Source organism: Haloleucobacter albus (genome assembly GCF_052492075.1).
The window spans coordinates 274810-286343 of sequence record NZ_JBQWAS010000028.1 but is presented as its reverse complement, the minus strand read 5'-3'; the positions used below and the strand labels follow the sequence as shown (position 1 = coordinate 286343).

10 protein-coding genes are annotated in these 11534 nt (G+C 63.9%); 3 read left to right on the top strand and 7 right to left on the bottom strand.

Annotated features, from left to right (window positions below; all coding sequences use genetic code 11):
• The first annotated feature begins 45 nt into the window (after positions 1–45).
• The gene (gene adhP, locus ACT6QH_RS11260) at positions 46–1074 is read left to right on the top strand and encodes an alcohol dehydrogenase AdhP (protein ID WP_444975148.1); all 1029 of its coding nucleotides are present in this window, start codon (positions 46–48) and stop codon (positions 1072–1074) included.
• Positions 1075–1842: 768 nt separating this feature from the next.
• On the opposite strand, the gene ACT6QH_RS11255 is transcribed toward adhP, so the two are convergent.
• Positions 1843–2067 (bottom strand): hypothetical protein, encoded by a 225-nt coding sequence (locus ACT6QH_RS11255; RefSeq protein WP_444974921.1) that lies wholly within the window; start codon positions 2065–2067, stop codon positions 1843–1845.
• Between ACT6QH_RS11255 and ACT6QH_RS11250 the strand changes: the two genes are divergently transcribed.
• Positions 2066–3103, top strand: a complete 1038-nt coding sequence (locus tag ACT6QH_RS11250; protein WP_444974920.1) for a DMT family transporter — start codon at positions 2066–2068, stop codon at positions 3101–3103. The genes ACT6QH_RS11255 and ACT6QH_RS11250 overlap by 2 nt on opposite strands.
• Positions 3104–3219: 116 nt before the next feature.
• Positions 3220–4086 carry a glutathione-dependent disulfide-bond oxidoreductase gene (gene yghU / locus ACT6QH_RS11245; protein ID WP_444974919.1) on the top strand — a complete coding sequence of 289 codons (867 nt, stop codon included), beginning with the start codon at positions 3220–3222 and terminating at the stop codon, positions 4084–4086.
• 116 nt (positions 4087–4202) lie between these two features.
• Here yghU and ACT6QH_RS11240 read toward each other — a convergent pair whose 3' ends face one another.
• From ACT6QH_RS11240 to hyfB, 6 genes are all read right to left on the bottom strand, one after another.
• Positions 4203–4703, bottom strand: coding sequence for an NADH-quinone oxidoreductase subunit B family protein (locus ACT6QH_RS11240; RefSeq protein WP_444974918.1), 501 nt, complete (start codon positions 4701–4703; stop codon positions 4203–4205).
• 9 nt (positions 4704–4712) lie between these two features.
• Complete coding sequence (locus ACT6QH_RS11235; RefSeq protein WP_444974917.1) at positions 4713–6257, bottom strand: hydrogenase large subunit; 1545 nt, start codon at positions 6255–6257, stop codon at positions 4713–4715.
• A 126-nt stretch (positions 6258–6383) separates the two neighbouring features.
• Positions 6384–7838 carry a hydrogenase 4 subunit F gene (locus tag ACT6QH_RS11230; protein WP_444975147.1) on the bottom strand — a complete coding sequence of 485 codons (1455 nt, stop codon included), beginning with the start codon at positions 7836–7838 and terminating at the stop codon, positions 6384–6386.
• Between the two features lie 65 nt (positions 7839–7903).
• Positions 7904–8581 (bottom strand): hydrogenase-4 component E, encoded by a 678-nt coding sequence (locus ACT6QH_RS11225; protein WP_444974916.1) that lies wholly within the window; start codon positions 8579–8581, stop codon positions 7904–7906.
• A 1-nt stretch (position 8582) separates the two neighbouring features.
• On the bottom strand, positions 8583–9536 hold the full coding sequence (locus ACT6QH_RS11220) for a respiratory chain complex I subunit 1 family protein (protein WP_444974915.1): 954 nt from the start codon (positions 9534–9536) through the stop codon (positions 8583–8585).
• The gene (gene hyfB / locus ACT6QH_RS11215; RefSeq protein ID WP_444975146.1) at positions 9527–11530 is read right to left on the bottom strand and encodes a hydrogenase 4 subunit B; all 2004 of its coding nucleotides are present in this window, start codon (positions 11528–11530) and stop codon (positions 9527–9529) included. Before hyfB ends, ACT6QH_RS11220 begins: the two co-directional genes overlap by 10 nt.
• Positions 11531–11534: the final 4 nt, after the last annotated feature.

Sequence of the window (11534 nt, the reverse complement as noted above, 5' to 3'; positions counted from 1 at the left end):
ACCCCTCCCGGCCTGCGCCGGGATCTCGACGACAGGGAGGACATGATGGAAAAGACAATGAAGGCAGCCGTGGTGCGCGCATTCGGCAAGCCGCTGACCATCGAGGAAGTGCCGGTGCCGCGCCCCGCGGCCGGCGATATTCTGGTAAAGATCGAAGCCTGTGGCGTGTGCCATACCGATCTGCACGCCGCTGAGGGCGATTGGCCGGTCAAACCCAACCCGCCTTTCATCCCCGGCCATGAGGGCGTGGGCCATGTGGTGGCCGTGGGCGCTGGCGTGACCCATGTGAAGGAAGGCGACCGGGTGGGCGTGCCGTGGCTCTATTCGGCCTGCGGCCATTGCGAGCATTGTCTGGGCGGTTGGGAGACCCTGTGTGAATCCCAGCAGAATACCGGCTATTCGGTGAATGGCGGCTTTGCCGAATATGCCCTCGCCAATGCCGATTATGTCGGCCATCTGCCTGATGGCGTGAACTTCGTGGAGGTCGCCCCCATCCTGTGTGCGGGCGTGACCGTCTATAAGGGCCTGAAGGTGACGGATACCAAGCCGGGCGACTGGGTGGTGATTTCCGGCATTGGCGGGCTGGGCCATATGGCGGTGCAATATGCCAAGGCCATGGGGCGCAATGTTGCCGCCGTGGATGTCGATGACGACAAGCTGGCGCTGGCGGAACGCCTGGGTGCAACCGTGACGGTGAACGCCCGCAAGACCGATCCGGCCGCCTTTCTGAAGAAGGAGATTGGCGGGGCGCATGGCGCGCTGGTCACGGCGGTGTCGTCCAAGGCGTTCGAGCAGGCTCTGGGCATGGTGCGCCGGGGCGGTACGGTTTCGTTGAATGGCTTGCCGCCGGGGGATTTCCCGCTCAACATTTTCGGCATGGTGCTGAATGGCGTCACCGTGCGGGGCTCCATCGTCGGCACCCGGCTGGATCTGCAAGAGTCGCTAGATTTCGCCGCTCAGGGCAAGGTGCACGCCACCGTGCATGCCGACAGGCTGGAGAATATCAACGACGTGTTTGACCGCATGCGCGCGGGCAAGATCGAAGGCCGCGTGGTGCTCGATTTCGCGCAGTGATGCGCGTGGGTGCAGGAAGGGCGCCGGCGTCTTTTGTGCCCTCACGCGGCGCTGTTCCTGCACCTCTTCTTTCTGCTCTGGCCCGATGGTTTGCGGGCAGGGCGAAGCGTATTGCCGGAGCTGCAACTTCGGCTGTCAGTTCCTTGCGATGCGCGGATTTCTTGTTCCGGTGTGCGCATCATGTGCACACAGTTTCATGCAGGCGGGCTTTTTCCGGCCGTTTTGCCGGCCTGTTGACGCCCTGATCTGATCCCTGGTTTCAGGCGCACACCAGGCTGGTGAAAGCCGCCGGGAGAGGCGCCATATCTGCGCCGTGCCCTTCCTCCCCGAACCCGAGGGCACGGCGCTTTTTTATCAGGATGGGGTTCGTCATGACATCTGCGCGGAAGCCCCGCGATGCTGGCTTGTTCCAGGCGTTTGATCGCAGACCCAGGCGCAGATCGTCCATCTGCTGCGACATGACAGATATGCTGCATGCACAGGCCGGAATGGACTGCAAAATCCTGAAATTGAGGAACTTCAGCACCATCCGCCTGCCGGGGCTGCCTTGGGCAAGGGCGTACGTGACCGCATGCTTGCCGGGTCTTGGAACAGGCTGCGTTTTCAGCTGTTGACGGCACGCATTCTCGGCCCTATCTGGCGGGCGTGATCGGGCCTGAGAGCCTGGCGCTTCAGGCGGGCCCTGATGGGTTTCGGCTGACGAAGACATGAACCGGGCGGCCAGAGTTGTCCGGCTTTCAAGATCGGCCCTGATGAAGGGCCACCTCCTCACAATTTGTTGGTGCTGCACGGGCTGAGGGCCAAGAGCCTTTTCAGTTTCGCACAGCGCATTTCCGGCGCGGGCGCATCGGCCCCGGTGCCGTGCGTTCTGGCTGGCTTTCTGCCCGGAAAGCCGTGCTGCGCGTGAAATGCCGGAACAGGCCGCTCGGTTCCGGTTGCCCTGATGAAGCGTGCCTGCCGGATGGAACGGGTCCGGCGCGAGTGAACGGTCATGTCCTTCTCTTCCGAACCGACCCACGCGGATATTGCTCCTGTGAATGTTGCTCCGCTGGATGCCGCCCTTTTGGATGTTTCCCTGCCTGAAGCCGCGCCTGTGGCCCCGGCCAGCCGGGTTGTGCTGGGCATTGTGCTGGCCTTTTCGGCTTTTGCCATTTTCGCCTTCAGCGATGCCAGCGTGAAGATGATAGAGGGGCGCATTCCGCCTTATGAATCTGCCTTTTTCGGTGCGGTCTTCAGCTTGGCCGCGCTGCCTTTCCTCATGCGTTCCCAGGACCGGCTGAGCGATATTTTCCGCACGCAGGACCGGCGCATGTGGTTCATCCGTTTCATTGCCTATCCGCTTGGCGTCATGGGCAGTGTCACCGCTTTTACCCATCTGACGATGGCGGAAGCCTTCGCGCTGATCTTCCTGCAACCGGCCTTCGTCACTCTCATGTCGGTGCTGTTCCTGAAGGAGGCGGTGGGGCTGAAGCGCTGGTCTGCGGTGCTGCTGGGCTTCATCGGGGTGCTTATCGTGCTGCGGCCGGGCTTTCGCGAATTGTCCATCGGCCATTTCGGTGCGCTCATGGCCGGGTTGGGTGGGGCCATCGCCATCATCACCTTCCGCGCCGCGCCGAAGGGGGAGAAGCAGGTTTCTCTGTTCGGAGCCGGCATTGTGGGGGCCATCGTGCTGTGCGGGCTGGCCATGCTGCCGGGGTTCCGCATGCCGGTGGGTGAGGAATGGGTGTTGCTGGCGCTCTATGGGCTGTTCGCGGCCTTCGCCAATGTGCTGCTGATGTATGCCGCCTTTCACGCACCGGCGGCGGCCATCGCCCCCATCCAGTACAGCCAGATGCTGTGGGGGCTGGTGCTGGGCCGCTTCCTGTTTTGTGATGTGGTGGATCTGCCGATGCTGCTGGGCATTGTGCTGATTGTCGGCTCGGGCCTGCTGACGCTGGGCGGGGCCTCGGGCGGCTCACCCGGACGTCTGCGCCTTCATCTGCCCCGTCGTCTGGCCGGACGCCTGGCGCGCCGGCGGGTCGTGGGCTGAAATATGCCTCAGGCGGCTTGACGACACACCCCTCTGGCCGGGAGAGATAGGCAAGCGGTGCGCTGCCCCGGTGCGCCGCCCCCATTTCGCACAGCAGCATCAGGGAGGGTGGAAGCATGAGCTCCACATATGTGCCGCCGAAGGTCTGGACCTGGGAACAGCCGAGCGGCGGCAAGTTCGCCAGCATCAACCGCCCCATTGCCGGCCCCACCCATGAGCAGGCACTGCCTGTCGGTCATCATCCGCTCCAGCTCTATTCTCTCGCCACGCCCAACGGCCAGAAGGTGAGCATCATGCTGGAAGAGCTGCTGGCGCTGGGCCATGCGGGGGCGGAATATGATGCCTGGTTCATCAATATCGGTAAGGGAGACCAGTTCAGCTCCGGCTTTGTGGAAGTGAACCCCAATTCCAAGATTCCTGCGCTGATGGATCGTTCCGGGCCAGAGCCGGTGCGGGTGTTCGAATCCGGCGCGATTTTGCTGTATCTGGCCGAGAAGTTCGGCGCGCTGATGCCGCAGGGCGCGGCGCGGGCTGAGGCGCTCTCCTGGCTGTTCTGGCAGATGGGCAGCGCCCCCTATGTGGGGGGCGGGTTCGGCCATTTCTACGCCTATGCGCCTGAGAAATTCGAATATCCAATCAATCGCTTCACCATGGAAGCCAAGCGCCTGCTGGATGTGCTGAACCGCCGGCTGGGCGAGGCGCGCTATCTGGCGGGTGATGCGTATTCCATCGCCGATATTGCCGCCTTCCCCTGGTATGGCGGGCTGGTGAAGGGCTGGCTGTATGAGGCTGCCGAATTCTTGCAGGTGCAGGAATATACCCATGTGATCCGCTGGGCGGATGAGATCGCCGCGCGCCCGGCCGTGGTGCGCGGGCGTATGGTCAACCGCGCTTCCGGCCCGCTGGAAGGCCAGCTGCGCGAACGCCATGACGCCAGCGATTTCGAACTGCGCACGCAGGATAAGCTGGAACAGAAGGACTGAGCCCTAACAGGCGCTGTTCTCACGCTTTTAAACCCGCCCGCACGCTTTGCCGGGCGGGTTTTTGATGCGTGTTTTTCTGGCGATTGCGGTTTGTCGCCAGTCAGCGCGTCAAACCGTCAGCGCGTCAGCAAAGCCAGAAGGCCGGTGAGAAGGGCTGTCGGCGTGGGGGGGCAGCCGGGAATGCGCAAATCCACAGGCACCACATCAGCCACCCCATTCAGGCAGGCATAAGTGCCGCCAAAGAGCCCGCCGGTGCAGGCGCAATCACCGGCCGCCACCACCCATTTGGGATTGGGGGTGGCCTCCCATGTGCGCTTCAGCGCCTCGGCCATGTTTTTCGTGACCGGGCCGGTCACCAGCAGCATATCGGCATGACGGGGCGAGGCGACAAAATGAATGCCGAAGCGCCCGATGTCATAATAGGCATTGCTCAGGGCGTGGATTTCCAGCTCGCAGGCATTGCAGGAGCCGGCATCCACCTGACGGATGGAGAGGCTGCCTCCCAGCTTTTTGCGCACCGCCCCACGCACCTGTTCGCCCAGGGCATTCAGCGCGGCATCATCCGGCGCGGCTTCGGTAAGAGGGGGCAACAGCCCCTGCAACAGCAGTTTGCTCATGACCCTCTCCTACAGGTCCACCCCGGAATAGGAGCAGTTGAAGGATTTGTTGCAGAGCGGAAAATCCGCCACGATATTGCCCTCAATGGCCGCCTCCAGCAGAGGCCACTGGAACCATGAGGGATCGCGCAGATGGACACGGGCCATGCGCCCTTCTCCATCCAGCCGCACATGGCAGAAAATATCCCCCCGGAAGCCTTCCACCAGCGCCGCGCCCTCCACATCTGCCATCTCCGGCAGATCCGTCGCCACCGGCCCTTGTGGCAGAAGATCCAGCAGGTGGGTGACGAGGGCGAGACTTTCATCCACCTCGGCGATGCGGATGCGGATGCGGGCGTCCACATCCCCGGCCTCCAGCACCGGCACATCGAAGGAGAGCTGGTCATAAGGCGGGTAGGGCAGGGCGCGCCGGGCATCGAAGGCGCGACCCGAGGCGCGGCCCACATAACCGCCAGCCCCGAAGCTGCGGGCCAGAACAGGGCGCAGATGGCCCGTGGTCACCGTGCGATCCTGCAAGGTGGTGGTGTTCTCATAAAGCGCCACAAGGGCCGGGAATGTCTTGCGCACATCCTCCACCAGATGGCGCAGGGCCTGAACGGCCTCCGGCGAAAGATCGGTGCGCACTCCGCCGGGCACAACGCAATCCATCATCAGCCGATGGCCAAATGCCTGCGCTGCGGCGCGCAGCACCCGTTCACGCAAGGCACCGCAATGGGCCAGCATCAGGGCAAAGGCGGCATCGTTACAGATAGCCCCGACATCGCCGATATGATGGGCGAGGCGCTCCATCTCGGCCATCAGGGCGCGCAGCCACACTGCGCGCTCCGGCACTTTGGCGGCGCAGGCGGTTTCCACCGCGCGGCAAAAGGCGAGGCTGGCCGCAACCGTGCTGTCGCCGGAAAGGCGCCCGGCCAGATAGGCAGCCTCTTGCGGCAGGCAGCCCTTCATGCGCGCCTCAAGGCCCTTATGCACATAGCCCAGCCGCTCTTCCAGCCGCACCACGGTTTCGCCATGGGCGTGGAAGCGGAAATGGCCGGGCTCGATAATGCCAGCATGGACCGGGCCAACAGGAATCTGATGCAGATGCGCCCCTTCGGCGGTGAGAAAAGCATAGGGCTCACCACCCTCCGGGCCGGGCTCGGCCGCGCTCATGGCCGCACTCATGGGGGCACGCACACCCCAGCGGCCATGATCGAGCCAGCGCCGTGTATCGGGTGCATTTTGCGGGATCAGGCCGAACAGGTCCCGCACGCTGCGTTCCAGCCGGATGGCGGGCGCATGCACCTGCCCGACAGAGGGGAAGTGCCCCTCCGGGCACAGGCAGGTGAAAATGCCAGTGGCTTGCGCGTCTTCATCATACAGCGCCATATGGACCGCGCCTTCATCCCCCCACAGGGAGACAAGGGTGAAGCGATCCTGCGCCAGATGGGCGGCCGTGGCAGACCAGATGCCGGGCTGTACCACCACGCGGGGCCAGATGGCCGGGCCCGAGCCGGCATCCGGGCTTTCTGAAGCCGGTTTTCCCTGGGCCATCAGATCGGCAAGGCTCTGCATCTGCGTGCCTCCTTGAAACGTCCGGCCTTGATCCGGAATGGCGTTGCAGGCAACGCCCTGAATGTCAGATCAGAAATGGCCGTCTGCGCCCGCCAGAGAGACAGGATGGCAGGGCCATGCCTGAGATTATCCCAGCATCGCAGCAATGTGCTGTAGCCAGTTCACCAGCGGAGCCGGCAGCCAGAAGCCGGCCAGCCACACCAGCCCCAGATGCAGCAGCATGGGCAGCCATGAGAGTTTCACCAGATGCGCCGCGCCGGTTCGTATCGCGGCGGCGTCATCCGGCGGGCCGAAGGCCATCGCGCACAGCTTCACCAGCAATGCGCCAAAGGCGATGAGCACCCCCAGCACCAGCGGCAGGCCGAGCAGAAGCACAGGCAGCGGCGCGGCGAAGGTGGAGGTGACGAGCAGGAACTCGCTCATGAACACGCCGGCCGGAGGCATGCCGGCAATGGCCAGAACGCCGGCCACCAGCCCCCAGCCCAGTACCGGATGGGTGGTGGTGAGGCCTCGAATATCCTTCAGCGTCTGCGTGCCGCGCAACTGGGTGGCGTGGCCCACGGCGAAGAAGATGGCGGATTTGGTGAGCGCATGCATCATCATGTGCAACAGGCCGGCAAACCCCGCGAGCGGCCCGCCCACCCCGAAGGCGAAGGCCATGATACCCATATGCTCGATGGAGGAATAGCCGAACAGCCGTTTGATATCGCGCCGGCGATACAGCATCACCCCCGCCAGCAGCAGCGAGAACAGCCCCATCACAATCAGCAGCGGGCCGGGGTCGAGCGTGCCATGGTGCGCATCCAGCAGCATCTTGAAACGCAAAATGGCGTAGAGCGCCACATTCAGCAGCAGGCCGGAGAGCACGGCGGAAATCGGTGTCGGACCTTCCGCATGGGCGTCCGGCAGCCAGGCATTAAGGGGCGAGAGGCCCATCTTGGTGCCATAGCCCAGCAGCAGGAAGACAAAGGCCAGATTGAGCAAGGCGGGGTCGAAGGCGGAAACGCGCTGCATCAGCACGCTCCACACCATGCCATCCTGCCCTTCGCCCACCACCGGCTGGGCCGCCATATAGACCAGAATGATGCCGAACAGCGCCAGCGCAATGCCCACCGAGCCGAGCATGAAATATTTCCAGGCGGCCTCAATGGCTTCCGGCGTGCGATAGAGCCCCACCGTGAACACGGTGGCCAGTGTCGCCAGTTCGATCGCCACCCACATCACCCCCAGATTGTTGGAGATGAAGGCCAGGTTCATGGCGAACAAAAGCACCTGAAACAGGGCATGATAGATGCGCAGGCGCTTGGTCGTCAGCCGGCCCAGCCGCACTTCATTGCCGACATAGGTGGCGCTGTAAATGGCGGTGGTGAAGGCGACAAAGCCATTCACCAGCAGGAAGAGGATGTTGAGATCATCCGCCAACAGATAGGGCCCGGTTTCCGGTCGTACCACCAGCAGGCTGATGGCGGCCAGAAAGGTGAGCAGGCTGGAGAGTATGTTCAGCCCGGCCGCCAGCCGCCAGTGTGTCACCAGCACCAGCACCAGCGCGGAGATGGCGGGAAGAACCAGCAGCCAGAACATGCCGCCGCCGGGCAGGGTATCCACAAGGGGGCTGATGAGAGGGGTGAGGCCGGAGAGTGCGACGTTCATTTCCGCCCTCCGCGATACTGGTCCAGCATGTCCACATCCACCGTGTCGAAGCTCTCGCGGATGCGGAACAGGAACACGCCAATGACGATGAGCGCGATCAGCACCGAGAAGGCGACCGCAATTTCCACCACCAGCGGCATGCCGGATGCGCCGGCGGCCGCCAGAATGAGGCCGTTCTCCATCGACATGAAGCCGACAATCTGCCCCACGGCATTGCGGCGCGTCACCATCATCAGCAGGCCGAGCATCACCACCGAGAGGGCGAAGGCGAGATCCTCGCGCGCCAGCGGGTTGGAAGTGACGGTGACCGGCAGCATCACCACCAGAGACAGCGCCACAAGGCCGATGCCTACCAGCATGATGGCCCCGGTGGCCAGAGAGGTTTCCACCTGCCGGTGAATGCCTAGCCGCTGCACCATGTGATGCAGCGCATAGGGGATGACCAGCACCTTGAAGAAGAAGGTCACCCCGGCGGTGATGTAGAGATGGCCGGACATCTGGATATGCGCCTGCCAGGCCACGGAAAGCGCCAGCGCCACCGCCTGTAGGGCGAATACGCTGATGAGCGCATGAATGCGGCCCTGATACAGCATCAGGAAGCTGATGAGCACCATGCCGCCGGCGAGCAGATGGGCGATATCGAAATCAAGCTGGCCGAAACCGAGAGGCGTCATCTCACATCCCCCGCGACACGAACAGCAAAAGGGTGCCCAGCAACCCCAGCATGAGGGCCGCCCCCAGGAAATCCGGCACGCGGAACACCCGCATCTTGGCGATGGCGGTTTCAAAGGTCGCCAGAAGCCCGGCTCCCAGGGCAAGCTTCGCCAGATAGCTGCCCACGCCCACCAGCGCCGCCACAAGGCCGGCCCCCACCGGCGCCAGCCCCCAGGGCAGGAACAGGCAGGCGATGAGAGAGATATAGAGCAGAAGCTTCAGCTGGGCGGAAAGCTCGATCAGCGCCAGATGGCGGCCGGAATATTCCAGCACCATGGCTTCATGCACCATGGTGAGTTCCAGATGCGTGGTGGGATTGTCGACCGGGATGCGGGCGTTCTCCGCCAGCGCCACAATCATCAGCGCGATTAATGCCAGAGCGAGGGTGATGCGTAGCCCCACGCCTTCCAGCATCACGCCCGCCATGGTGGAAAGCTGGGTGGAGCCGGCCACCAGCGCCAGTGCAAAAACGATCATGATCATCGCCGGTTCTGCCAGGGAGGAGATCATCACCTCGCGGCTGGAGCCGAGCCCGCCAAAGCTGGTGCCGATATCCATGCCGGCCAGAGTGAGGAAAAAACGTCCCGCTGCCAGAATGGAGGCAATGGCGATGAGATCGGCAGACCAGGAAAACACCAGCCCGGTGGCGAAGGTGGGTACCAGCGCCGCCGCCACCCATGTGGTGGCGAAGATGAGATAGGGCGCGGCGCGAAACAGCCAGGATGCGCCTTCGGCCACCACGGCCTCCTTGCGCATGAGGCGGGCCAGATCCCGATAGGGCTGGAAGATGGATGCCCCCTGCCGGCGCATGAGGCGGGCCTTCATTTTGCGCACCACGCCGGTGAGCAGCGGAGCCAGAGCCAGCACCAGAAGCATCTGGCTGCCCTGAATGAGAAGGGCTTCGATCAGGGCCATAGCGCCAGCACCCCCAGCAGAAGCACCAGTACAAGGAACACAATGCCCAGATACTGGCGAATGGTGAGATAGGGCAGGCGGTTGCTCTTCTCCGTCAGCCAGTTGAGGCCGGCCACAAGCGGGGTGAACAAATAGACCCAGGCCGGGTCCTGCTCATCCAGCGTGATGCGGGCGGGGCGGTTGTCGCCGGGTGGAGGCATCTCCACCCGTTCGCGCCCGGCAAACAGGGTGACGCCGAACACCCGGCGCAAGGGCTGGGCGAAACTCGCCGCCGTATATTGGGTCGCCGGGTCGGCATTGGGAAAACCGCAATCCCACGCCGGCGCGCGGCGCAGCGCACGGGAGGCCAGACGATGAATGAGCCATGCCGCCACCAGCGCTGAAAAGGCGATGAACAGGAAGAGCAACAGGCCATTATAGGAGCTGCGGCTTTCCGCCACCGGAATGATGGAGAGCCAGGAAACAGAACTCTGAACCGGCATCTGCGCGCCGGACAGGGGGCCGACGGCAGCCTGAAGCGCATCCATCACCGGGCCGGGCCAGATGCCGATGAGAAGGCACAGCAGGGCCAGCCCGCCCATGGCTGTCTTCGACCAGCCATCCACTTCCTGCGCCTCACGTGCCACATCACTGCGGGGGCGGCCGAGAAAGGCGATGCCATAGAGCCGCACAAAGCAGGCCAGCGCCAGCGCCGCCGCCAGCGCCAGCATGGCTCCGGTGGCGGGCACCAGCAGTTTCAGGCCCCATGAGGGCAGTTCCGGGCTCAGCAGAATGGCCTGGAAGGTCAGCCATTCGGAAACGAAGCCGTTCAGCGGAGGCAGGGCGGAAATGGCAGCCGCGCCCACCAGCATCACGAAGGCGGTGACGGGCATGCGGTGAATGAGCCCGCCCAGCTTTTCCAGATCCTTCGTGCCGGTGGCGACGAGCACCGCCCCCGCCCCGAAGAACAGCAGGTTCTTGAATACCGCATGGTTCAGCACATGCAGCAGGGCGGCCGTGAGGGCGAGGGCCGCAGCGGCGGGCAGTTGCGCCGCCTCGAACGCCAGCGCCAGCCCGAGGCCGGTGAAGATGATGCCGATATTTTCGATGGTGCTGTAGGCCAGCACGCGCTTCATATCCGCCTGCATCATGGCGTAGAGAATGCCGAGCGCGGCCGAAATGCCTCCGGCCGCCAGCACCGGAATACTCCACCACCATGCCGGATCGCCGGCCAGATCGAACACGATGCGGATGAAGCCGTAGATGGCGACTTTCGTCATCACCCCGCTCATAAGGGCGGAGACATGGCTGGGCGCGGCCGGGTGGGCCATTGGCAGCCACACATGCAGCGGAATGAGGCCGGCCTTCGAGCCCGCCCCGATCAGCGCCAGAAACAACACCGCGCCGCTCACCAACATCCCGGCATCGGCATGGCGCATGGCCTCGAAGCTGTAGCTGCCAGCGGCACCCGCCAGCAGGCCGAAAGCCATCATGAGGGTGAGCGTGCCGAAGGTGGCCATGATGAGATAGACCAGCCCGGCGCGGATATTCTCCGCCGATTTATCCTGCGAGATGACGAGTGCCCAAGAGGTGAGGGACATCAGTTCCCAGGCCAGAAGAAAGCTGTAGGCATCGCCTGCCAGCAGCACCAGATTCATGCCGCCGAGAAATACCGGGAAGAAGGGCAGAACGCGCGCGGGGGCATCCTCATGCCGGCCATAGCCCATGCCATAAAGGCTCGCGGCCACTCCGCCCAGATTGATGACGAACAGAAAAAAGCCGGAGAGCGCATCCACCCGCACAGAGGCCCCCATTCCGGGCAGGCCCAGTGGAAGATGCAGGGCGGAAGACGGGCCAAGCAGGCCCTCAAGACCGGCCATCAGCCCCAATGCGCATGCGATGAAGGACACGCCATAGACAAAAGGCCGGGCCAGAGCATGACGCGCAAAACCCACCACCGCAATTCCCGCTGCGAACAGCAGGGCGATGGCCACGAGCGCCAGCAGCGCCCCCATGCCG